Annotated in this window: 27 protein-coding genes; 4 read left to right on the top strand and 23 right to left on the bottom strand. The window is 28.7% G+C overall.

Going from position 1 to position 24,228, the window contains the following annotated elements; all coding sequences use genetic code 11:
• From L8X27_RS06035 to L8X27_RS05985, 11 genes are all read right to left on the bottom strand, one after another.
• On the bottom strand, nt 1–1,237 hold a 1,237-nt coding region (locus L8X27_RS06035; protein WP_263681141.1), incomplete at its 3' end, for a hypothetical protein.
• Nucleotides 1,238–1,426: 189 nt separating this feature from the next.
• The gene (gene cmoA / locus L8X27_RS06030) at nt 1,427–2,131 is read right to left on the bottom strand and encodes a carboxy-S-adenosyl-L-methionine synthase CmoA (protein WP_263681139.1); all 705 of its coding nucleotides are present in this window, start codon (nt 2,129–2,131) and stop codon (nt 1,427–1,429) included.
• Complete coding sequence (locus tag L8X27_RS06025; protein WP_263681137.1) at nt 2,121–2,972, bottom strand: bifunctional riboflavin kinase/FAD synthetase; 852 nt, start codon at nt 2,970–2,972, stop codon at nt 2,121–2,123. The genes cmoA and L8X27_RS06025 overlap by 11 nt, the downstream gene beginning before the upstream one ends.
• Nucleotides 2,938–3,660, bottom strand: coding sequence for a TlyA family RNA methyltransferase (locus L8X27_RS06020; protein WP_263665878.1), 723 nt, complete (start codon nt 3,658–3,660; stop codon nt 2,938–2,940). Before L8X27_RS06020 ends, L8X27_RS06025 begins: the two co-directional genes overlap by 35 nt.
• Nucleotides 3,650–6,073 carry an NAD-dependent DNA ligase LigA gene (gene ligA, locus L8X27_RS06015; RefSeq protein WP_263681135.1) on the bottom strand — a complete coding sequence of 808 codons (2,424 nt, stop codon included), beginning with the start codon at nt 6,071–6,073 and terminating at the stop codon, nt 3,650–3,652. Before ligA ends, L8X27_RS06020 begins: the two co-directional genes overlap by 11 nt.
• 28 nt (nt 6,074–6,101) lie before the next feature.
• Nucleotides 6,102–7,115 carry an ATP-binding protein gene (locus L8X27_RS06010; RefSeq protein ID WP_263671572.1) on the bottom strand — a complete coding sequence of 338 codons (1,014 nt, stop codon included), beginning with the start codon at nt 7,113–7,115 and terminating at the stop codon, nt 6,102–6,104.
• Nucleotides 7,116–7,157: 42 nt separating this feature from the next.
• Nucleotides 7,158–8,300 (bottom strand): dihydropteroate synthase, encoded by a 1,143-nt coding sequence (gene folP / locus L8X27_RS06005; RefSeq protein ID WP_263671573.1) that lies wholly within the window; start codon nt 8,298–8,300, stop codon nt 7,158–7,160.
• Nucleotides 8,287–8,898 carry a DNA polymerase III subunit delta' gene (locus L8X27_RS06000; RefSeq protein ID WP_318529412.1) on the bottom strand — a complete coding sequence of 204 codons (612 nt, stop codon included), beginning with the start codon at nt 8,896–8,898 and terminating at the stop codon, nt 8,287–8,289. Before L8X27_RS06000 ends, folP begins: the two co-directional genes overlap by 14 nt.
• A 41-nt stretch (nt 8,899–8,939) precedes the next feature.
• Nucleotides 8,940–9,476: a HobA family DNA replication regulator gene (locus L8X27_RS05995; RefSeq protein WP_133319197.1), complete on the bottom strand. Its 537-nt coding sequence runs from the start codon at nt 9,474–9,476 to the stop codon at nt 8,940–8,942.
• Entirely contained in the window at nt 9,477–10,679 is a 1,203-nt protein-coding gene (locus tag L8X27_RS05990) for an aspartate kinase (protein ID WP_133319198.1), read from the bottom strand. It abuts the gene before it with no gap.
• Complete coding sequence (locus L8X27_RS05985; RefSeq protein WP_133319199.1) at nt 10,679–11,149, bottom strand: RNA pyrophosphohydrolase; 471 nt, start codon at nt 11,147–11,149, stop codon at nt 10,679–10,681. Before L8X27_RS05985 ends, L8X27_RS05990 begins: the two co-directional genes overlap by 1 nt.
• Before the next feature lie 80 nt (nt 11,150–11,229).
• Between L8X27_RS05985 and hemW the strand changes: the two genes are divergently transcribed.
• Complete coding sequence (gene hemW, locus L8X27_RS05980) at nt 11,230–12,279, top strand: radical SAM family heme chaperone HemW (protein ID WP_263671574.1); 1,050 nt, start codon at nt 11,230–11,232, stop codon at nt 12,277–12,279.
• On the opposite strand, the gene L8X27_RS05975 is transcribed toward hemW, so the two are convergent.
• A complete protein-coding gene (locus tag L8X27_RS05975) occupies nt 12,276–12,593 on the bottom strand; it encodes an ArsR/SmtB family transcription factor (RefSeq protein ID WP_133319201.1) in 318 nt (105 codons plus the stop codon). The two genes, hemW and L8X27_RS05975, sit on opposite strands and share 4 nt — an antisense overlap.
• Before the next feature lie 8 nt (nt 12,594–12,601).
• Nucleotides 12,602–13,582 carry a permease gene (locus L8X27_RS05970; RefSeq protein WP_133319202.1) on the bottom strand — a complete coding sequence of 327 codons (981 nt, stop codon included), beginning with the start codon at nt 13,580–13,582 and terminating at the stop codon, nt 12,602–12,604.
• Between the two features lie 154 nt (nt 13,583–13,736).
• Here L8X27_RS05970 and tatB point away from each other — a divergent pair, with 154 nt between their 5' ends.
• The 3 genes from tatB to queA are packed head-to-tail and all read left to right on the top strand — an operon-like array spanning nt 13,737 to nt 15,887.
• Complete coding sequence (gene tatB, locus L8X27_RS05965) at nt 13,737–14,129, top strand: Sec-independent protein translocase protein TatB (protein ID WP_133319203.1); 393 nt, start codon at nt 13,737–13,739, stop codon at nt 14,127–14,129.
• Between the two features lie 2 nt (nt 14,130–14,131).
• Complete coding sequence (gene tatC / locus L8X27_RS05960; RefSeq protein ID WP_263671575.1) at nt 14,132–14,872, top strand: twin-arginine translocase subunit TatC; 741 nt, start codon at nt 14,132–14,134, stop codon at nt 14,870–14,872.
• Nucleotides 14,859–15,887 carry a tRNA preQ1(34) S-adenosylmethionine ribosyltransferase-isomerase QueA gene (gene queA, locus L8X27_RS05955; protein ID WP_263671599.1) on the top strand — a complete coding sequence of 343 codons (1,029 nt, stop codon included), beginning with the start codon at nt 14,859–14,861 and terminating at the stop codon, nt 15,885–15,887. The genes tatC and queA overlap by 14 nt, the downstream gene beginning before the upstream one ends.
• Here the strand turns inward: queA and mrdA are convergent.
• The 10 genes from mrdA to L8X27_RS05905 are packed head-to-tail and all read right to left on the bottom strand — an operon-like array spanning nt 15,880 to nt 24,173.
• Complete coding sequence (mrdA, locus tag L8X27_RS05950; protein WP_133319206.1) at nt 15,880–17,706, bottom strand: penicillin-binding protein 2; 1,827 nt, start codon at nt 17,704–17,706, stop codon at nt 15,880–15,882. The two genes, queA and mrdA, sit on opposite strands and share 8 nt — an antisense overlap.
• A gap of 1 nt (nt 17,707) precedes the next feature.
• Nucleotides 17,708–18,199, bottom strand: a complete 492-nt coding sequence (locus L8X27_RS05945; protein WP_133319207.1) for a hypothetical protein — start codon at nt 18,197–18,199, stop codon at nt 17,708–17,710.
• The gene (gene yihA / locus L8X27_RS05940; protein WP_263670319.1) at nt 18,189–18,788 is read right to left on the bottom strand and encodes a ribosome biogenesis GTP-binding protein YihA/YsxC; all 600 of its coding nucleotides are present in this window, start codon (nt 18,786–18,788) and stop codon (nt 18,189–18,191) included. Before yihA ends, L8X27_RS05945 begins: the two co-directional genes overlap by 11 nt.
• Nucleotides 18,785–19,243, bottom strand: coding sequence for a lipopolysaccharide transport periplasmic protein LptA (gene lptA / locus L8X27_RS05935; protein ID WP_133319209.1), 459 nt, complete (start codon nt 19,241–19,243; stop codon nt 18,785–18,787). Before lptA ends, yihA begins: the two co-directional genes overlap by 4 nt.
• The gene (locus L8X27_RS05930; RefSeq protein WP_220566660.1) at nt 19,225–19,731 is read right to left on the bottom strand and encodes a hypothetical protein; all 507 of its coding nucleotides are present in this window, start codon (nt 19,729–19,731) and stop codon (nt 19,225–19,227) included. The genes lptA and L8X27_RS05930 overlap by 19 nt, the downstream gene beginning before the upstream one ends.
• Nucleotides 19,722–20,210, bottom strand: coding sequence for an HAD hydrolase family protein (locus L8X27_RS05925; protein WP_133319211.1), 489 nt, complete (start codon nt 20,208–20,210; stop codon nt 19,722–19,724). Before L8X27_RS05925 ends, L8X27_RS05930 begins: the two co-directional genes overlap by 10 nt.
• A gap of 4 nt (nt 20,211–20,214) precedes the next feature.
• Nucleotides 20,215–21,054, bottom strand: coding sequence for a septal ring lytic transglycosylase RlpA family protein (locus tag L8X27_RS05920; protein ID WP_412175104.1), 840 nt, complete (start codon nt 21,052–21,054; stop codon nt 20,215–20,217).
• Complete coding sequence (locus L8X27_RS05915; protein WP_133319213.1) at nt 20,990–22,141, bottom strand: lytic transglycosylase domain-containing protein; 1,152 nt, start codon at nt 22,139–22,141, stop codon at nt 20,990–20,992. Before L8X27_RS05915 ends, L8X27_RS05920 begins: the two co-directional genes overlap by 65 nt.
• Nucleotides 22,141–22,938 (bottom strand): TatD family hydrolase, encoded by a 798-nt coding sequence (locus tag L8X27_RS05910; RefSeq protein ID WP_220566657.1) that lies wholly within the window; start codon nt 22,936–22,938, stop codon nt 22,141–22,143. Before L8X27_RS05910 ends, L8X27_RS05915 begins: the two co-directional genes overlap by 1 nt.
• Nucleotides 22,929–24,173 carry a diguanylate cyclase gene (locus L8X27_RS05905; RefSeq protein ID WP_263671576.1) on the bottom strand — a complete coding sequence of 415 codons (1,245 nt, stop codon included), beginning with the start codon at nt 24,171–24,173 and terminating at the stop codon, nt 22,929–22,931. The genes L8X27_RS05910 and L8X27_RS05905 overlap by 10 nt, the downstream gene beginning before the upstream one ends.
• Nucleotides 24,174–24,228 lie beyond the last annotated feature (55 nt).

Below are 24,228 nucleotides of genomic sequence, written 5' to 3'. Positions count from 1 at the left end.
TACCTGTAATAGTTTTTGTGTTTTTTAATGTTCCAATTATTTTAGCACTATCAGTTAAAAGAATATTTCCTTGTATAGTTCCATTATTGATTAAAGCATTGCCTGTGGTATTTATTTGTTCATTATTCCATTGCAATGCTGTTATAGTGCCTTGTTTTAAAGTGATTGCGTTAGAAGTATCATTTTTACCTATAGTTCCTTCATTATTAATACCAGCATTAACTCCTGCTATTAAAGCATTAGAACTAGTTGATATTATAGAATCTACTTTAGAAGTGCCTTTTATATTTATTCCGTTAGAAGTATTATCTCTTCCTATTATACTTCCTGCATTAGTAAGGGTGCCACCTATAGCATTCTCAAAACTAATACCAGCTTCTTTTCCTCGTATGGTTCCTGAGTTGCTTAGATTTTCTAGAGTGGAGTTTTCTCTTATATTGATGGCAATATAAGCTAACCAACCTTCTATTAGTCCATCATTTTGTAAAGTTTTAATATTAGAAGAATTATATATTTCTATACCAAAATTTTTTCCTTTAACTTTTTTTTTATTATATATAAAAGTCACATTAGCTGATCCTAATTGCATACCTGAATAGTCAGATTCTATAGTATTTAAATTAGATATTGTTCCTATAGTACTATCATCACTCTTGATACCATGTCCACCAACTTTAATTATACCTATATTACTTATATTATCTATCATACTATTTTTTTGTATAAAAATACCAGCACCATTTCCACCATCTTTGTTGCTTATAGTATTGTTATTTACTATACTTCCAATATTAGAATTAAAAACTTCAACCCCTCCGATTGTAACTCTATTATTTGTAATCCACCCTGAAAATATAACTCCATTATTGATTAAATTTGCTTCTCCATTTTTTATATCTTTAAAAGTCACTCCAGCATTAGCATTACCATCACCAACAATTCCTTTTTCTGATATGATTACATTAGTTGCTCCTGATACAGTTACATTATTCTGTTTGTCTTTTATAATAGTACAAGTATTTTCTTTTTCATTACAATCATCTATAGCTCTTGTTTTTCCTGCTTTAGAGATTTTTATAGAACCAGAAGAAGATGGATCGCTTATAATAACACTAGAATTAGCACATGTTGCTAAAAAAGATATAGTTGCCAAAGATAAAAAAATATTTTTAATTCTTTGGGTATTAGAATAATTAAAATTTTCCTTTGCATTTAATCTTTCTAGAGAGGAATTCATTATACCCCCCCCCATATCGATAATAAGACATTATTACACCTCTTTTTTTAGTAAAATATCACTTATTATCACACTATATAATAAATTATTTTAAAATATATAAATAATTATTAATTTATAAATAATAAATATTTTTAACAATTATAAAAAATTATACAAAGCGATTTAAAAATTTAGCTATTAAATTTATCATTTAAAAGCTATGAAAGTTTCAAAATTTACCCACTTAAATACACTTTCTACTTTAGAAAATCCTGCCTTTTTAAGCATAGCTATGTTTTCATTTTGAGTATAAGGAATGAGGACATTTTCTAAGGCTTCTCGCTTGCTTGAAATTTCTAGCTTACTATAACCTTGCTCTAGTTTATATTGCTCATAAATTTGTATCATTTTTTTAGCTATTTTTACATCTTCATAAAGAATTTTTTCACTAAGCACAAACATACCATTTTCATTTAAGTTTTGATAGATTTTATCAACTAATTCTTGTCTTTTAGGTGGGCGGATAAACTGCAAAGTATAAGTAGCTATAAAAACATCATTTTTAAAAAACTCAAAATCATCTAAATTTTTTTGATGAAATTCCACCCTAGCTCCAAAGGCTTGACATTTGTTTTTGGCGATCTCTAACATAGCATTAGCCTCATCAACCCCGCTTAAAAGAAAATCTTTTCTTTTTTCATAAAGTGCAAGCAATAAACTAGCAGTAGAACAACCAAGATCACAAATTCTCGCATTTTGTGGTGCAAAATGATCAATAAGTTCGACTATGAGTTTTAAATTTTGCGTATAAAAAGGCACAGATCTTGACACCATATCATCAAAAACACTTGCTACGCTTTTATCAAATTCAAATTGTTTTTCTAAGGGTTTTTTAAAAATTTCATCTTTCATTTAATTTTCCTAAAATTTCTTTTGCTTTTTTGATATCTTTGCTAATTTGTGCTTTTAATAAGGCTAAATCGTTAAATTTCTCATTAGCTCTTATATAGTCAATAAAACTTAACTCAACTGAAATTGCTTTTGTGTTTGTGAAATTTTCATCTAAAATATGCGTTTCTAAAGCAAAATTTTTATCAGTAGATCTTATACCTATAAAACTTACACTATGATAGCTTTTATTTTCAATCTTTACTAAAGTCGCATATACGCCATCTTTGGGTAAAAAGAAGTCTTTTGCGTATAAATTTAAAGTTGCAAAAAGCTCTTTAGCGCCTATGCCTTGACCTTTGATGATATTTGCTTGTATATTATAAAATCTACCTAGAAAATTTTTAGCTTTCTTAACTTTTGCTTCTTTAAGTAAGGTTTTAATCATACTTGTATGAACACTTTTATTTTGAATTTTAAACTCATCTACGATGATGGTGTTTATACCACAAAGACTTTGTATGTCTTTGGCACTGCATTTTCTTTCTTTGCCAAATTTAAAATCATAACCTACGATAATCTTTTCTAGTTTGGGAAATTCTTGCTTTAAAAGCTTTAAAAAATCCTCGCCTTTATAGTCTTTGATTTTATCAAAATCACAAAAAATCAAAGGAAAATCAACCAAATTTACTCTAAAATCCTTAGGTGTTAAGGCTTCTTTTTCCTCTTTAGTGATGATAAACAAAGCTCCATTTTTATCTAAATGCCTAAAAAGTTCAAAATGCCCCAAATGCATACCATCAAAACGTCCTATGGCTAAATTTGTGATCTTAGTTTTTTCTATAGGCGTAGAAAAACTCAACATTGCCTTCTTTTCCTTTTAAGTGTGACTCTTGACTTGCTTGCAAGATCCAACCAAGCTTTGCACAAGCTTTTTCAAAGCTTTCTTTAGCATTTTTGATGGCTTTGGTATCTTTTACCACTCCGTTTTTATCACGCTTAGCATTTTTACCTACTTCAAATTGAGGTTTAAAAAGCAAGATGATAAGATCTTTAGCAAGTTTATCTATATGAAAAATCAAATGTGTTAAAGATATAAAACTCACATCACAAGTGATAACATCATATAAAATTTCACTTTTAAACTCACGCAAATCAGTGTTTTCACAAATTTGGATATTTTCTAAATTTCTTAAGCTCTCATGAAGTTGGTTAGAACCTACATCTAAAGCTGTAATGTGTTTAGCATTATTTTGGTGTAAAATTTGCACAAAACCTCCGGTCGATGAACCTATATCTAAACAAATTTTATCTTTGATAGTAAATGTATGCTCTTGTAAAAAATGCTTGAGCTTAAAAGCAGCTCTGCTTACAAAAAGCTCTTCTAAAAGCGTGAGTTTTAAACTCTCATCTTCTAAAGGATTTAAAGATGTGATTTTAAAAGAGGTTTTTTTAAACTCGCCATTGAGTAAAATTTGCTTGTTTTCTATAAGCTCACAAGCTTTATTGCGAGAAATGTTTAACTTTGCACTTACAAAGACATCATACCTCATCATCATCACCTAAAAGAGCGTTAAACTCAGCTTCATTGATGCACTTAACCCCTAAGCTTTGAGCCTTTTCAAGCTTTGAGCCTGCTTCACTTCCATATAATACAAAGTCAGTTTTCTTAGACACACTTGAACTTACCTTTGCTCCAAAGCTTTCGATTAGTTCTTTAAAATGATCGCGTGATTTGCTTAAAGTACCTGTGATAACAAAGGTTTTATTAGAAATATTATCATTTATAATAAGCTCTTTTTTCTCATCCTCTAAATGTAAAATTTCATAAAAATGCTTAATGCGATTTGTATTGACATGAGTAAATTCTTCTAAGCTTTTAGCCATTTGTTCGCCAAAACCTTCTAAATTTGCATAAGCTTCATAGCTTTGCATAAACCATTCAAAGCCAAAAGATTGAGCTAATTTTTTAGCTGCTACTTCTCCGATATGCTCTATACCCAAAGCAGTGATAAACCTTGATAAGGGGCATTTTTTTGCATTTTCAATAGCACTTAGAAGATTGTTGATTTTTTTCTCTTTAAAACCTTCTAAGCCTTCAAAATCACTATATTTTAAGAAAAATATACTTTCTATGTTAGTGATTTTTCCTTCTTTAAATAAAAGCTCGACGATATTTTCTCCAAGGCCGTCTATATTTAAACACTTTTTAGATACAAAATGTATGATAGAATTTACAAGCCTTGCTTTACAGTCTAGGTTTTGGCATTTTAAAAAAGCACCCTCATCTAAAAGCTCACTTAAACACTCAGGACAAAGAGTTGGTTTAGCAATCTTACTTTCTAAACCATCACGCCTTTGAGTAAAAACTTTAGTAATTTTAGGTATAACATCTCCACTTCTTATCACACTTACGCTATCGCCTATCATCACTCCAAGTCTAGCTATCTCATCAAAATTATGTAAGGTTGCAGACTTTACGATAACCCCATCTAAATTTACAGGCTCTAAAACCGCCACAGGAGTAACCACCCCACTTCTTCCAACTTGTAAATTAACCCCAAGTAATGTTGTAGTTTTTTCCAAAGCAGGAAATTTAAACGCGGCCATAAATTTTGGAAATTTCACTGTATAACCCAAAAGCTTACAATGAACTAAATCATCTACCCTTACAACCATACCATCCATCATCATAGGCTTTTGATCTCTTTTTTCTAAAAGCTCGTGGTATTTTTCCAAAACCTCATCTAAAGATTTCACACAAAAAACAAAATCATCTTTTAAAAAACCAAGACTTCTTATAAATTCCATCACTTCAGAGTGCTTGCTAAATTCTAAAGAATTCTCCCCCACTCCCCAAGGATAAAATTTTAAATTTCTTTCTTTTGTAATGCTTGTATCAAGCTGTCTTAGTGAACCACTTGCTGCGTTGCGTGGGTTTGCAAATAAACTTAAGCCATCTTTAGCTCTTTTTTCATTGATTTTTTCAAAATCTTCTTTTAAAATCACTACTTCGCCACGAATTTCTATCTTGTCTTTATAAGGAATTTTTTGGGGTATGTTTGATATTTCTTTTACATTTAAAGTAATATCCTCGCCCACTTCTCCATCACCCCTTGTAGCACCGCTGATTAAAATACCATTTTCATAAGTAAGATTTAAACTTGCTCCATCAAACTTAGGTTCTATGAAAAAACCAAACTCACACTTAGCTCTTTTTGCCCAAGCTCTAAGCTCAGCTTCATCAAAAACATCTTCCATAGACCACATTTTTGCACTATGTGCAAGTTTGTGAAATTCACTTTGTATAATAGGAGCGATATTTTGCGTAGGAGAATCTTTAGAAATCTTTTCTTGATGAAGCGTTTCAAATGCTTTTAACTCTCTTATAAGTTTATCATATTCTTCATCGCTTGCTAAAGGCTCATCATCTTCATAATAAGCCCTCATCCATTCTTTTGCTAATTTTACCTTTTCTAAATACTCTTGATAAATTTCATTAAAAATTTGTTTATATGCTGATAAAAAGCATTCTTTAGGCGCGCACTTTACCTTAAACTTACTTAAATAATCATCTGATTTAATAGCATGTTCTATTTCAAAACCGATTTGTCGTTTCTTATAAATGTGTTTTTTTGAATCTTTCATTATGCAGTATAAAAAAATTACACATTTTTCTAAAGATATATTGTGTTTTTCACAAAGTTTTTCAAATAATTCTAGACTATCTTTAAATTTTTGTATTATTTTTGATTTTCCAATATTATCTTTTTTTTGATTTTTAAACTCAATAAAATACACATCATGATAATTTAAAATTAAAGCATCTACTGCTTTTTTTCCTTTAATCTTATTTGTTCTATTTAATTCTTCGCTTAATTTTTCAAAATTTATTACTTCATTTTCTTTATAACAAAGATATTCGTGATTTTCTTTATCAAAACTTGTATTTTTTAAACTATCCATATAATTCTTGTATTTATTTTTAATAATATTAAGATCTACCATTTTTTTCATCCAATTGATCAAATTTTTCAAATGGCTTATTTAGTTTTTCAAAAATCATTTCCATGGTTTTTTCATTATTTTCATATTGTTGAATCACTCCATCTAAGCTCAAATGAAAATTTATTTGATTTTTAAAAATCAAACTATACTTATAAACAGCTTCAATAATATAAGGACTATGGGTATTTATTAATATTGGAATTTTTTTTACCGAAAGTCTTACTAATAATTTAGCAAAAATAATTTGCCAAGTTGGATGTAAGTAATTTTCTGGTTCATCAAAAATCAAAAATCCTTTAGATGTGACGCGATTATTGTTAATTAAAACCTGTAAAATCCCAAATTGTTTGATACTAATTGCCACATTTTTCAATGAAATTTCATTATTATTTCTATAAAATTTATAAGTTTTTTTATCATTTTTTGAAAAATACCCTTGAATAACTTCGATAATTTCTTGTTTAATACTTTTAAAATCATCATATTCTTTCAAAGGATTTTGTTCTATCTTTTGATATAAATCCCAAAGCAAATAAGGATAACTAATTTCATAACCACCTCCATAAATTTTAGCGCCATCATCTGCAAGACTCGCATCTCGAAAAAAATCAAACAAATCCCAAACCAAAGGACTTTGTATAAAAGTGCAATCAAGATAATTAAAATCATCACTTTCAAATTCTAAGCAACCATTCTTTCCTATAATTGCATTGTAAAGATTTTTATCATTTTCTTTTAAATACACCTCACCACCTTCTTTTAACTCACCATCAAATAGCAAATTTGATAATTTATCAAATTCTTTTTCTTTGTGCCCTTTTTTTTTATATTTTTTAGATAAAGCTTTACTTATATTATGTGTTTTTATAAGTGCCATTAAAATTTTACCTATAGTACTCTTACCACTATCGTTTTCACCAGCTACAATACATAGGCTGTTAAGATTAATATTTGCTTCTTTTATAATTCCTATATTTTTTAAATACAACATTTTATTCATCTTTATCTCCTCGATTTACTATATGATATTTTATCTACTTTTTTACTCCAAAGAAAGTTCATCCATAGCTTTTGCAAGTTCAAACATTTGCTTATGCTCATACACATCATGTGCTCTTATAATGCTTGCACCATTTTTAAAAGCCTCTAAATGTAAATAAAGCGTACCAGCTAATCTTTGTTCAACACTTGAGTTAAAATAAGCATTTATCACACTTTTCCTACTAGCTCCAATCAAAAGTTCTTTTTCAAAGCGTAAAAAATGCTCTAAGTGTTTGATTAACATCATATTATGCCAAGGACTTTTACCAAAACCAATGCCAACATCTAAAATCACATCTTCTAAACCAAGCTCACTTAGCCTTTCTAGCTTTTGTGTAAAAAAATCATCAAGCTCAGCGAGTACATCTTCATAAAAAGGGTTATCTTGCATATTTTGTGGGGTATTTTGTATATGCATGAGTGTATAAGTGGCTTTGTATTTTAAAGCTAGTTTGGCTAAATTTTCATTTTTAAAACCGGTGATATCATTAATAAGCTTAAAGCCTTTATTTAAAGCATATTCTAAACAATACTCATCAAAACTATCTAAACTAAAAATACATTTTTCATAAAGTTTTTCTTTATAGATTAAATCTAGGGTATTTTTTAAGCGTTTAAACTCTTCTTCTTTCCCACAATACACACTTCCAGGCCTTGAAGAAACCCCGCCTATATCTATATAATCAGCCCCTTGAGAAATCATGAGTTCGATTTTTTCTAAAACTTCATTTTCTTTAACCCTACTTTGAGCATTAAAACTATCTTCATTAATATTAATCACACCCATAATTTTTGCATATTTTGGTTTAGCGAAATTAGACTTTAAAAATAGTGCTAAATTTTTAAGCTTAAAATCTTGTAGTTTTTCTTTTTCTATAAGCTTTTTAGCTTGATCTTGTGTTACCATAAGTAAGGCATTAGTATGTTCTTTACCTAGTATAACTTCTTTGTGTGTTACAAGTTCAGCTCCAACCCTTAGTGCGTCTTGTTTAAGTATATTTGCAGCAGGTGCTCTTAGTTCTTTGATAAGAAAAAAATGAATTTGAGTTTTTTCACTCATAATTTTCTCACCTGCTTTATGTGGCTTTATATATTTAGAAATTTGCTCAAAGTCTGTGTTAGGATTGATTTTAATGATTTTCATTTTTTCTCTCATGTAAAATTAAAGCTATGGTGCTTAGTAAAATAGTTGGCTTTGCATTTAATTTAGCAAGCTCATAAGCTTTATAAAAAAATTCAATTTCTTCATCGTTTAATTTTATATCTTGTTTAAAACACTCATAGCTTAAAGCACTAATTAAATCTAAACATTCATGCTTGTCTATATTTTCATATTGTTTTAATAATGAAGCAATTTGAGCTAGATCCATTTTTTTAGGATCTAAATTTAAAGACATCTTTTCTTTTTGAATTTTATGCTTTTCTATGATAAATCTTGAAAGTATAGTAGGTAAAAAAACATTTTTTGAAGGAGCTACGATAATAAAATATACATTTTTTGGTGGCTCTTCAAAAAGCTTTAATAAAAAATTTTGTGCTTCTTCACGAAAAGACTTAGCTAGTATAACAATAATTTTAGCTTGTGCTTCAGCCATATAACTTTCTTTCATAATAGCCCTTGCCGTTGCTTGAGCGTTTTTGTCATAAGTTAAGTCATTTAATCTTAATTCTAAATCAGGGTTTTTAGGTATGAAAAATCTAAGATTTTTTGCTCCATATTCTTCTGTGAGTTTTTCTTGCATAAACTCAAAATCATTATGGATAATGATTTTATTTCTTAGATTCAAATTTCTACCTTAGAAAAAAGCACAGCCTCTAAGCTTTGCTCAAATACTTTGTATAAAGAAATAAGTTTATAGTCTAATTCCTTATCGCGCGAGGAAAGATAAAAGCTATTTTGCAATTGCTCATCAAAAAGCCAAAGCATACTTTCTGCTTTAGAATTAGCGATTTTAAATTTAAACCCTGTATTAGTTCCTATATAAAAAAAGGCATAACCATTGGGAAAAGAAATACTCAAAAGATCATTTAGCAAATCTATATCTTCTTGGGTATTGCAAGCCTTATTATAAATTCCTTTTAAAGACACAAAAGGCACTAAAGGTCTTGTGGTGTTAGCATTGATTTGGCTTAAAAAATACTCTTCAAACCAAGCTCTTTGCTCATCAGTAATCACAATAAAAGTATAACCTTGTAAAAGCAAAGCTAATTTAGAAGCTATCAAAGGCGACCATTCAAGACGCCTTTCTTCTAACCAACTTGTATAAGTGCCATTTTCTCGGATTTGCTCTAGGGTAAATTTTAAAAAACTATTGCTCATTTATACATCTAGTTTATAAACTTCATGCAATACTCTTACAGCTAATTCGCCGTATTTTTCATGCACGATGACTGAAATTTTAATTTCGCTTGTAGAAATCATTTGTATGTTAATATTTTCATTTGCCAATGCTTTAAAAGCTGCTGAAGCTACTCCAGAATGTGATTTCATACCCACACCCACAACTGAAACTTTTACCACTGCACTATCTGTTTCTATATTAGCATTAGCACCTAAAACTTTTTTCATAGCATTAGTTGCTAAATCAAGCTCGTTTTCAGGCACAGTAAAGCCCAAATTTGTAGCTCCATCTACACCTACATTTTGGATAATCATATCTACATTGATATTTTCATTTGCTAAAGTCCCAAAAATTTCAGCAGCAATTCCTGGCTTATCATCAATATTTCTTAAAGTAACCCTTGCTTGGTTTTTATCTAGTGCTATACCACTAACCAAAGCTTGTTCCATATTTTCCTCCTTAGTAATGATCGTCCCTTCATTTTCATTAAAGCTACTTCTAGTAACTAATTTTACATTTAATTTTTTAGCAAGCTCTACAGAGCGATTTTGTAAAACTTTAGCTCCCAAACTTGCAAGCTCTAGCATTTCTTCATAAGAAATTTTATCTAGCTTTTTAGCCTTTGGCTCAATTCTAGGATCGGTAGTATATACCCCATCTACATCAGTATAAATTTCACACAAATCAGCATTTAAAGCTCCTGCTAATGCAACTGCACTTAAGTCACTTCCACCACGACCTAAAGTAGTAACATTACCCATTTTGTCGATACCTTGAAAGCCAGCAACTACTACAATATACCCCTCATCTAAGGCTTTATTGATATTTGTAGTATCAATATGTTCAATTCTTGCTTTAGTATAAACATCATCTGTAATAATCCCTGCATTGCGTCCGGAAAATGCAGTAGCTTTTAAACCCATTTCATTTAATGCAATAGCAAGTAAAGATGAAGTTACACGCTCACCACTACTTAAAAGCATATCCATCTCACGACCTGAAGGATTTTTACTAAAATGATGTGCAAAATCAATAAGCTCATTGGTAACTCCACTCATTGCAGAAACTACTACAACTAATTTATCGCAAGTTTTTTTACTTTTTGCCACTCTTTTAGCAACTTCATCAATACGCTCAAGCGTTCCTACACTCGTTCCCCCATATTTTTGTACGACCAGCATTAAATATACCCCCTTTCTTTAAAATATTTTAAAACCCTAATATATATAGGCTTTTTAAAATGATTAATCATATCATACACATCTTCTAATGAAGCAAATTTATAAGCATCAAATTCAGGATTTTTAGTATTTAGATTAACAATAGCTTTGTTTTTTAATCTAACTAAAAAATATTTTTGATTTTGACCATCATAAGGATACATTTTTTGTGCAACCTTAGGTGGAAAATCATAACTAATCCATTCAGGATGTTCGGCTAAAATTTCAATCTCATCTGTACCTATTTCTTCTTTTAATTCTCTAAATAACGCACTTTTAGCATCCTCTCCCTCATCTATTCCACCTTGAGGAAACTGCCATATATTTTCCATATCATTGCGTTTAGCGAGTAAAATTTTACATTCAAAAGGATAAGCTGATGATAGCACTATTGCGGCTACATTTGGCCTATATTTTTTTTCTTTTTCCATGATTTTCTTATCCTTGACTTTTTAATAATATAATTCTAACAAAAAAATACGAATTTATAATCACATTTTAAAGAAGTTTTATGCATTTATATATACATATACCATTTTGCGAAAGTAAATGTTTTTATTGTTCTTTTACTTCACTTAAAAAAAAAGATTTTGAAAAAGATTATCTAAACGCATTAATGCAAGATATAAAATATCAATTAGATTTTTTTATGCTTGATAAAAATTCCATAAAAACTATTTTTATAGGTGGTGGTACTCCTAGTTTAATGAGTGTTAATTTTTATGAAAAAATTTTTATTTTTTTGCAAAGTTATTTACAAAAAAATAATGAAATAAGCATAGAAGCAAATCCTAACTCAAGCAATTTTTCTTGGCTTAAAGAGATAAAAAATTTAGGTTTTAACCGCATTTCTTTTGGGGTGCAAAGTTTTCATGAAAAAAAATTACAATTCCTTGGGCGTATTCATGATCAAAAAAACATTTTTACAAGTATAGAAAACGCAAAAAAAGCAGGCTTTAATAATATAAATTTAGACTTAATTTATGATACAAAACTCGATGATAGTAAAATGCTTGATTATGAAATTTCTAAACTCGCTTTAATTGATATTAGCCATGTGAGTGCTTATAATTTAACTATAGAAGAAAAGACAAGATTTGCTAAAAAATTTCATTTTAAAAAAAACGCTCCACGCCTTGCAAAACATTTTATCAAAGCTATTGAAAATCTTGGTTATAAACAATATGAAATCAGTAATTTTGGACAAATTTGCAAACATAATCTTGCTTATTGGCAAGGAAAAGACTATATAGGATGTGGTTTAAGTGCGGTAGGATTTTCAAAAAATCAAAGATTTTATACTAAAAAAAATTTAAAAGATTATATAGCAAATCCTTGTTTTAGGGAGGTTGAAAATTTAAGTTCAAAAGATTTGTGTTTAGAGCATATTTTTCTAGGACTTAGAAGCATTATAGGAGTGGATGAAACAAAGCTAGAACCTTTAGAAAAAGAAAAGGCAATGTTTCTTAGCAAAAAAGGGAAATTAGTATATAAAAATGGAATTTTTTATAATACTAATTATCTTTTAAGCGATGAACTAGCTTTGTATATTAGCACTTAAGCTTTGCATTCACAAGAAATTCTTTTAAATTCAGGGAGTTTTATAGAAAGTTCATTGATATTTTTTAATATATCGCTGCAAAAATTATTTAAATTTTCTTTTACTCCATAATACGCCCAAACACCCTGTCTATCTACTTCTAAAAAATTAGCTTCTTTTAAAATTTTTAAATGTCTTGAAAGCCTTGATTGACTCATATTTAAAGAGCTTTGTAAATCACACACGCAAAGTTTTCCGTATTTTTGTAAGAAAGCTAGGATTAAAATCCTACTTTCATCATTAATTGCACTTGTTATTTTTAAAAATTCTTGCATAAAATTCCTTATATAAAAAACATTAAAAGTCCAAAACTAATTGCAATAAAAACAATCATACCTGCAAATAAAAACAAAAAGCTTGTTTTAAAAATTCTTTTAAGCAAAATAAGCTCAGGTAAAGAACACCCTGCTCCTGCTATTAAAAAACTCATCATTATACCAAGCGGAATTCCACTGGTAGTTAAAGCTAGTGCTACAGGAATCATAGCAGTGCAATTCATATAAAGCAAAACCCCTATAAATGCTGCTATAAATACACCCAATACCCCATAATCTTTCATATAATTTTGAAAAAAATCTTGTGGAAAAAAGCCGTGTATAAAAGCCCCAATACCCATACCAATAATAATATATGGCAGAATTTTTTTATATTCATTAAAGCTTTGCATAAATAATATTTTGATTTTATTTTCTTTTGTTTTAGTCTTAAATTTTAAAATTTTACTGCTAATTTTAGAATTTTTAACAAAAATAGAACTAGGTTTTTCACAGCATAAACTTTTAGAAGTATCATTAGAACAACACTTTGAAGTTTGCTCTAAATCATTTTTTAAAAAATCTTCATTAAAAAATCTTTGAGTGTTTATTTTTGAAACACAAAAAGCAATAAATAAAATCACGCTAAATAAAAATCCCACATAAAATAAAGAGATTTTTAAGCCAAAACTTACTACAAACATCACTACTATAATAGGATTAATTAAAGGCGAAGTTATCAAATAAGCTATACATACTCCAAGTGGTACTTTAGCTTTTAAAAATGCATTTAAAAGCGGTATGCTTGAACATGAACAAAAGGGAGTTAAACTACCCAAAAGAATAGCCTTTATATAACTTACAAAAGAATCTTTCTTTAAATGTTCATTGAAAAATTTAGCATAACGCTCATTAAGATAAGCAATGAGCATACTAACTAATATAAATAAAATAGAAATTTCAACAAATAAAATCAAAAAATCTTTAAAAATAAAAAATAACTTTTCCATAATCTTTTACTCCATTTCATTTTAAAATAAGCATAACAAAAATATATTAATATATCAATATATCTTTATATATTAATATTATAAAAGTAATAGTATTTTTAAGTATTTTTATGTAAAATGCAAACTATATATTTAAGCGAAAGAAGATAAAATAATGAGTTTTGGAGAAATTTTAGTTATTTTAGTTATAGCTATTTTAGTTCTTGGGCCTGAAAAACTACCTTCAACTATAGTTGAAATTGCAAAAATTTTAAAAGCCATTAAAAGTAATATTGATGAAGCAAAAGCAAGTATCAATAAAGAATTAAAAATAGCAGAGTTAAAAGATGAAGCACAAAAATACAAAGATGAATTTTCACAAACTAACGAAAATATCAGAAAAAAACTGAGTTTTGAAGAATTTGATCAACTCAAAGAAGATATTTTAAATAATACCAAAGAGTTAAAAAGTGAAATTAATGATTTAGAAAAAGATATACAAGAACTTTCGCGTGTAGAAGAAAAAACTCAAAAAGATGAAAAAAATACTCAAAAAATGGAAAGCTAAGAATGTTTGAAGAATTAAAACCGCATTTAGTAGAACTTAGAAAAAGATTATTTATAAGCGTAGCTTGTGTTGTTGTAATGTTTTTTGTATGCTTTAGTTTTAATAGTTACATCATAGATATACTAAAAGCACCCGTTGAAGCAGCTTTACCTGAAATTTCAAAACAAATGACTTTCGTTGAATTACAAGAGCCTTTATTTACTGCAATGAAAGTTTCATTTTTTACAGCTTTTTTAATTTCTTTACCGGTTATTTTTTGGCAGTTTTGGAAATTCATAGCACCAGGACTTTATGATAATGAAAAAAGATTAGTAGTGCCTTTTGTAAGCTTTGCTAGCATTATGTTTGCGCTTGGAGCTTTGTTTTGTTATTATATAGTCATACCTTTGGCTTTTAAATTTTTAATTGATTTTGGGGTGCAAACTCAAGATTTTAAACCTTTAATCAGCATAGGCTTGTATGTGGGATTTTTTACTAAACTTGTAGTTGCCTTTGGCTTAGCGTTTGAAATGCCTGTGATAACCTTTTTCTTTGCCAAACTTGGACTTATTGATGATGCATTTTTAAAAAAACACTTTAGGGTTTCAGTTTTAGTAATTTTTGTTTTTTCAGCTATGATGACACCACCTGATATAATCTCACAATTTTTAATGGCCGTTCCTTTGTGCGGGCTTTATGGAATTTCTATTTACATAGCCAAAAAAGTTAATCCTAATCAAAAAGAAAATGATGAAAACGATTGATAAAGATCTTTTGCTTTCTAGTTATGATTATGATTTACCTAATGAACTTATAGCAAATTTTCCTATCTTACCCAAGGAGAATGCTAAACTTTTAGTTTATGAAAGATGTAAAGATCAAATTTTACATTTACATTTTAAGGACTTAGCTAAAATTTTACCACCTTGTGAAATTATCTTTAATGACACTAAAGTAATAAAAGCAAGAATTTATGGATTTAAAGAAAGTGGTAGCAAAATAGAACTTTTCATTAATCACCCTTTAAAAAATAATGATTTTTTAGTTCAAATTCGTGGCAAGGTTAAAGAAGGACAAATTTTATATTTTGAAAATTCTTTAAAAGCTAAAATCAAAAAATTACACGATGATGGCACAAGAGAAGTAGAATTTTTTAATGATGAAAAAAAATTCAATCATCATGAAGTTTTTGAAATTTTAGAAAAAATAGGCCATATACCTTTACCACCATATATTAAAAGAGCAGATGAAGCACAAGATAACATTAACTATCAAAGCATTTTTGCCAAAAATCAAGGTGCGGTTGCTGCACCCACTGCAAGCTTGCACTTTGACGAAGCAATGATAAAAGAACTTAAAAAAAATCATAATATCCATACTATCACACTTCATGTTGGTGCGGGAACTTTTAAAGGTGTAGAATGCGAAGATATACGCGAGCATAAAATGCATTCAGAATTTTTCTATGTTGATAATGAAACTTGTGCTTTGATTAATTCTTCTAAAAAAATACTTGGTGTAGGCACCACAGTTACTCGTTGTATAGAGTATTATCATAGAAAAAAAATAAAAGAAGGTTTTTGTGATTTGTTTTTACACCCACAAAATACCCCACAAAGACTTGATTTTTTACTCACTAATTTTCACTTACCAAAATCAACTCTCATTATGCTTGTGGCTTCTTTTATAGGCAGAGAAAAAACTTTAGAACTTTACCATGAAGCTATAAAAAACAAATATCGTTTTTATTCTTATGGCGATGGAATGCTAATCATTTAGCTTTTTTCTTAATATATTTTTTATCAATATAACCCAAATCTATAAGTTTTTGATAAATTTTAGCAAGTACAGGTCCGCCTGCACTACTACCACTTTTTCCATGTTCGATTAAAACTACTACTACATATTGAGGTTTTTCATAAGGCGCATAAGAAGTAATCCAAGCATGAGATCTTAAAAAATACTCTAAATCCTCTTCTTTAATACGCTTTTTTTCACTTTGGGAAATTCCAACTACTTGAGCTGTTCCTGTCTTGGCTGCTATAGTAATAGGAGAATTTCTTAAAAATCTTGCCGTAGTTCCACCATCAACATTGGCCACCTCATACATCGCACGCCTTAAAAGTGGAAGTTTTGATAATTCAAAAGTCGTAAAAACACTTTCATTATTGTCAAAATTTACCTTAGTAACATTATCATCAATACTATGTAAAAAATGCGGTGTGATATTTTTAGCCGTAGCAATCATAGCTGTAAATTTAGCCACTTGCATAGGAGTAGCAAGAAAATCACCTTGACCTATGCTTGTATTTAAAGTTTCACCTTGATACCAAGGTTGATTGTATTTTTCTTTTTTCCAAATTCTATTAGGAACTGTTCCTATAAATTCATTAGGTAAATCTACTCCTGTTTTTGCACCAAAACCTATTCTTTCAAAAACAGAACTAATGATGTCAATACCAACCTCCAAAGCTCCTTTATAAAAATATACATCACAGCTTTCTCTAATAGCATCTGTCATATCTACATAACCATGACCTATAGCCTTCCAACATCTAAATTTTCTACCACCAAGTTCAAAGTTAGAATCACACAAATATTTATGATTTTCATTCACTTTTCCACTATCTAAAAATGCTAAAGCTGTTCCCATTTTTATAACTGAACCTGGAGGATAAAGACCATTAATGAGTTTATTAGTAAAAGGATGGTTTAAATCATTAGAAAGTTTATCCCATTCTTCTTGACTAATACCGGTAACAAAAGGATTGAGATTATATTCAGGAAAACTACCCGCTGCTAAAATAGCTCCACTTTTTACATCCATTACTATAGCAGCGCCTGCTAAATTTTCAAAAATACTAGCCAAGTATTCTTGCAAATCAAGATCAATGCTTAAAGTGATATTACTTGAAGTAGGTTTTTTATAAGAAAGTTCTTCTATTTCTTTATTTAACGCATTTACTTTGCTAACCTTTTCACCCTTTTGACCTTGCAAAATTTCATTATAAGAACGCTCTATACCGCTACGCCCTACATAGCTAGTTAATCTTGCAATTTCATTTTCATTCATATCGTTTAAATTTGCTTTTCCAACATAACCTATAACATGGCTAGCTAAAGCATCATAAGGATAAAATCTTTGAGTAGTAGATTTAACTTGCATATTTTCACGCAAATTAAGCTTAGTAAAATGCTTAATCATAGCATCATATTCTATAAATGGAACTACTTCTATATAATCTTGATTATAATAAGAATCTGCTTTTATATAATTTCGTTTTAATTTAGTTATGTTTAAATCAGGAAAAGCATCTACTATAACTTGCAATTCCTGCTCTAAAAGATTTCTGTTTTTCTTTTTTATATACAAATATGGCTTTATAGAGATTGAAAAACCTAATTTATTTACTGCTAAGGGCCTACCTTTAACATCTAAAATTTGCCCTCTTACAGGTGCTAAAAATTGCGTTTTAATGGCATTTTGTTTAGCTATTTCTTCATAATAAACATTAGATTTAATGCTTATATAATACACTCTAGCAAGTAAAAGTATAAAAAAACAAGCTATAAATCCCATCACCAAACGCATACGCATATTAGATTTTCCCTTTAAAAATAACAAAAGAAATCAAAGCTTCAACGACAAAAAACCACAGATATTCAATACCAAATTTTAAAATTTGACTATTATCTAAATACGCCAAAAATACATCAAAAAGATAGATAAAAATATAAGCACAAAAGGTAAATATAACGAGCAAATAATGGCCTAGTTTTAATTTACTTTTAAACCAATCAACAAAAAGATGATAAAAAACAAAAAAAGCTATCCAAGAACTAAAAAGATAAAATCCATGGATAATATCAATTAATAAAAGATAAAACAAAGAAAAATACCATCTAAAATCAAGCTTATTAAGAGTTCTTTCTTTTTCTTTTAAAAGCACTATCATATAACAAAAAAACACGCCAAACAAAGGAGGCATCCAATAATAAACAGAGCTTAGCACTTGATAAAAAATCAAAGATAAATAAAAAAATAAATAAGAAAAATCAAATCTATTTTTTACTAAATTTCTACTCCTCATTAAAACCTAAGCTCTCTAAAATAATTTTTTGTTCTAATTTATCAATACCACTTTTTTTCAAATTTGAAACTAAAATGGCATTTTTATTTACATTTAAAATTTTTACTTTTTGACTTTGATTGAGCTTATCTGCTTTTGTATAAACTATTATTTTTTTTTGATCAGCTCTAATAAAAGAATCTAAATACAAATCCAAATTTGCATCAATATCTAAATTTTCATGTCTTGAATCTATTAGATGAATAAAAAGTTTGATAGAACTACGCTCTTTTAAAAACTCATCTAAATTTTTATTCCAAATAGCCTTAGTTTTTTTGCTCACTTTAGCATAGCCAAAACCAGGTAAATCAATAAACATCAATTTAAATTTATCCTCATCTTTTTTACAATCAACTTCAAAAAAATTAATGAGTTGGGTTTTGCCCGGAGTTGAAGAACTTTTTGCTAAATTTTTATTCTTACAAAGAGTATTAATCAAAGAACTTTTTCCTACATTAGAGCGGCCTAAAAATGCAATTTCAGTATATATAGGCTGTGGAGCTTCATTTATTTTAGAAGCAGAAGTTAAAAATTTAGCATTTAATATCATTCTTTTACTTCAAATACAAATTTAGCAGGTTTTTTATCTTTACTAACTACTCTATAAGTCATATTTTTTCTATCTACTATAATTTTATCACCTATAAGCTCTTTTTTTGACTGCACTTCTATAATTTTTGCATTACCATTAATTTCATATGTATCTTTAGCTACATTATAAACAAACTCATCACCACTTCCATGATAAATCTTATCTTTCATCATAATTTTAAATTTAGCATCTTTAGTAGCTATATACTTAATGGGTTGTTTATTTTTCATATAAATGACTAATTTTTGCGAATTTAAAATATCTTTACCTTTTTTTACTTCCACATCACCGGTTAATATGCTCGTTTCATTTTTCTCATCCAAATAAAAATCTTTAGCATAAACTTCTATTTTTTGAGCACTAAATGCAAATAAATTTAACAAACACAAAAAAATTATTGCTCTAAAAACCATGCTTTTATTCCTTGAATTTTTAATTCTTTTTGATTTACATCATATAAAAAATTATCCCCAAAAACCTCATTCAACCCTATATATGCCTTAAATTTTTCATTGGAAAATAAAATTTTATTTTTCATATCATAAATTGCTTTTTGAGTAAAAATAGAAGTTTGATTTTGATCAAAATAACTTACATTACCTTCTAAAATGGATTTTTCATCATTTCTTACTAATAAATCCGAACTTAAATTATAATCAAGTGCTTGCACTTTAAAATCATCAAAAATATCTTTATCTTGGTATTTTACCCAACGACTTGCTTGATAGCTAGCTTTTGTAACAGATGTATTAAGCTCATAATCAAGCACATCAAAAGCTTGCATATTTGCCACATCTACCTTTTGCGGTTTTATTGCAAACAAATAAGGATCTTGAGTACTTAAAATCACCATAACAAAGGCAAATAAACTCATTAATATAGCAAAAATTTTTATCGCCAAAGTTTATCCCATTGAGCTTGCATATTATTATGTTCAATTAAAATTTCTATCATCTCACTCACTGCTCCATTACCACCTTTTCTATTTAAAACTTTATCAGTTTTTAAAGCCTTATGCGCATCTTTTGGCTTAAAACTATAAGCAACTGCTTCAAGTAAACTCATATCATTATAATAATCCCCAATAGCAGCACATTGAGAAAAGTCTAAATTTAATTTTTCTAAAATTTCTTTAGCGCAAGTTAATTTATCACTAATACCTTGATATACTAGATCAATTTTTAAATCTCTAGCTCTAAAATACACGCACTCGCTAGTCCTGCCTGTAATAATAGCAACTTTTTTGCCAAGCTTTTGCCAAGCCTCAATTGCTGCACCATCTTTTACATTAAACTCTTTAATTTCACCATAATTTTGTGTGTAGATGATTTTACCATCTGTTAGACAACCATCTACATCTAAAAAAATAAGCTCTATCATAATTTTACTCTCTTACTATAAACGCACCAGGAAAAGAACCACCATCAACAAAATCCCTTGCTTCTTGCTCACTTCTAAAGCCTTTTAAAAATACTCTATGTAAACCATCTTTAGTGCTTGTTTGTATAGTCGAAGTGTAAGAATTATAATTTTTATATCTACTTGCTATTAGCTCTGCACCACTTTTATTTCTAAATGCCCCAATTTGCACCATAAAAGCTCCACCTTGGAAAATATGGCCACTATCAGCAATCTCCCCACTGCTACCTAAATTAGAATTAGTATGCACTGAACCTGAATTTGCACTTGTTCCAAAACCAATTACTTCAAGTCTTACAGGAGCTGTTCCTGCTTGAATCATATCAATATCTCTTGCGGCCATATTAGATAAATCTATAATCCTACCTGCTACAAAAGGTCCTCTATCATTTATTCTTACGGTAGTTTGACGATGATTTTTTAAATTAGTTACCTTTACTATAGTATTCATAGGTAAAGTTTTATGAGCTGCTGTATAAGCATGTTGATCATAAGTTTCACCATTGGAAGTTTTTTTACCATGAAAGCCCGGTCCATACCAACTAGCTATACCATCAGCAGTCTCACCTACTTCTACTACGGTTGGATAATATGTTTTACCATTAATAGTATAAGGTTTCATAGTGCCTTTTAAGCCTGTATTATTATGCTTTATACTTTTAAAATCTCTTTCTGGATAATACACAGTAGGTGTGCTAATAGGCACCATACTACAAGCACTAAATAAAACCCCTACACAACTAACGACTAACGACTTTTGTATGAGAGTTTTTTGGTAATTTTTGAGTAGTTTTGATTTTTGCATTGTTATTCTCCTTAATTTTTAACACAAGTTTTTGATTAATATTAATCAAGTTTCCTTTGATTTTATTATATTCTTTAATGCTTTCAACACTAATTTTATGTTTTTTTGCAATAGTATAAAGACTATCACCCTTTTTTACTATATAAATTTTTGTATGCGGAATAGTTGTATCCACTTTAGCTAGCTTTACATTCTCTAATGCATTTTCCACAGCCACACTTTTACTTAAAGGAATATACATATAATAATCTTTTTTATCAGGCGGAGTAAAGTCATAATTAAAATGTGGATTATAACGCTTAAATTCATTATAAGACATCTTAGCTACTTTAGCAAGCTCTCTTAAAGAAACACTTGGTGGAACAGGTATTTTTTTAACTTCACTCGATAGAGCATAATTAAGCAAAGCACTATCTTGTGAAATCAAAAAATCATTATTATTAGCCAAAAATGCCATAGTAAGAATTTTTCTAATAAAAATTCTAGTTTCCAATGGTAAATATTTTTTATCAGGATCAAGCAAGATTCTTAAATCATCACTTTTTGCTTTTTTTATAGCTTGGCGTAATTTACCATCACCACAATTATAAGCTAAAATTGCTAAATACCATTTTCCAAACTGCTCTTTTAATTGCTTTAAATAAGCAATGGCTGCATAAGTTGATTTGACTAAATCTCTTCTTTCATCAACATAAGGATCTATTCTTAAACCTAAAGTTTGTGCTGTTGGCTTCATAAACTGCCAAACACCTACTGCTTTAGTTCTAGAAACACTATGAATTTTTAAACCAGATTCTACAATTGCCAAATATAAAAATTCTTGAGGAATATTTTCTTTTTCTAAAATTTTACGGATAATTGGAGTGATTTTATAAAATTCTCTCATAGTATCAACTAAAGTTTTAGAATGCATATTTAAAGAAGATTCTTTAAATTCTAAAAATAACATATCACTAAGATAGCTTGCTTCTATGTCTAAATTTCTTAGAATTTGAGCTTGCTGAGTATAATATTCAGGAGTTACCTGCAAGGCTTTAGCATTTAAACATAATAATACTAATATAAAAAATATAAAGTTTTTTTTCATTATAAACCTTGAAAAAACAAACGATTAGCATTTAAATTCGTAAGTTTTACTACTTCAACTTTAGATAATTTTAAAAGATCAGATATTTTTTGTGCTACAAAATGCGTTAAAATAGGATCGTTTACTTTGCCACGATGTGGTTCTGGAGTTAAATAAGGCCCATCTGTTTCCAAAACAAGTTTATCCTTTGGAATTTTAGGTAAAATTTCCACTAATTTTTTTGCATTTTTAAAAGTTAAAACCCCGCCTATACCAAAATAAAATCCTTCATCTGCTAGTTGAAGTAAAAGCTCGCTTGCATTAAAGCAATGCAAAACACCACCTTGTAATTCTTTTGAGTATGTTTTTAGAATATTAAAGCTGTCTTCATTAGCTTCACGCACATGCACAATCAATGGCTTTTTATATTCAATAGCTAGTTGTATTTGAGCTATAAAAACTTCTTTTTGTCTTGTTTTAATAGTATCATCATTAGTATTTAAACGATAATAATCAAGTCCGCACTCACCCACTGCGATACATTTTTTATCATCTATAAATTCTTTTAAAACTTCTAAATCAAAATCATCTATATCATAAGGATGCACCCCACAAGAAAAATACACATTATCATAAGTATGTGCTATCTCTCTTGCTCTTGGTAGATCTTTTATATCTGCACCTGGTATAATGATTTTATCTACACCATTTTCAAATGCATGCGTTAACATCTCATCTAAATATCCAAAATAAGCTTGGCTATCTAGATGACAATGAGTATCTATGATTTTTTCACTAAAATCACAATCTAAAAACATACCTCTACCCTATTTTTTCCATTAGCCTTAGCTAAATCTAATGCCTTTTGTGCTTTATTGAGCAAATCTTGCATTTGGCTTCCTTTGCTACCAAAAGCAACCCCCACAGAGATGCTATAATCAACCTCGTCTAAAGCTATTAAAACGCTTTCTTTGGAAATATTAACTCTTATATTTGAAAAAGCTTTTAAAGCCTCTTTATTGCTTATATTTTTCAAAGCAATGTAGAATTTACCATCTTCAATTCTAGTAGCTAAATCCATACCACGAATTTGATCTTTAATCTTTTCGGCTGTATGTTTTATCACTCCATCACCGCAATCATAACTTAATTCATAATTAATTGTTGCAAGATTATCAATATCAATCAAAGCCAACGCCATTTCTTCATTTTCTTGTATATCTTCTAAATAATCTAAAAATCTTTTTTCAAAAGTAGTATAATCATCAAGTCCTGTTAATAAATCTTTACCTAAACTATACTCATCTAGCAAAACACACTTTTGCATATAATCTAAACAATTATTTACTCTACAATTAAGTGATTCTTTTTGGAAAGGTCTAATCACATAATCATTCACACCTTTTCTAAAAGCTCTTGCTTCTAATGCATCATCTTTATCCCCAACCATAATCACACCAAGTTCTATTTTAGAATATTTTGAGCGAATTTCTACAAGTAAATCTTCCCCATTAATTACCGGCATAGTAGCATCGCAAATTACTAATTTTGTATCAGGATGATCACTTAAATAGCTTAGTGCCTCTTCCCCATGAGCTGCTGCTAAAACATTAAAAAGCTGATTGTTTAAGTTTTTCTTCATTTCTGCGCGTAAAGTTACATTTGCAATTGCTAAAATTATCTTAGTTTTATTATTTTTTTGAAGCATTCTAATAGAATTTAACATTTCATTAATACAATCTTCACTTTCTTTTTGAATATAATTAATAATATCTTTTTCCATAAATTTTTTACGAGTTTGTCCGTCATTACTTCCTGTAAGAACAATAGCGGGGATATTTTTTTCTAAAACTACATCAACCACTTCACCATTAGGAGCATCTGGTAAACAAAGATCTACAAAAGCCATAAAATAATCATTTTTTAATAAATCTTTTGCACTATTCATATCAAAAGCAACATCTACCTTTAATCCTAAAGTATTTTCTACTTTTTTTGCTAAAAGTTTAGTTAGCATCTTATTATCATCAATGATTAAAATTTTTTCTTCCATGGTAAAACACTCTCTTTAAATAATTTTAAAAAACTAATTATATCATATTGAAATT

The organism is Campylobacter sp. CNRCH_2015_1657 (assembly GCF_025772685.1).
GTDB classification, from domain to species: domain Bacteria; phylum Campylobacterota; class Campylobacteria; order Campylobacterales; family Campylobacteraceae; genus Campylobacter_D; species Campylobacter_D lari_D.
The sequence above is the reverse complement of the archived record's forward strand: the minus strand, read 5'-3'. Positions and strand labels throughout refer to the sequence as shown.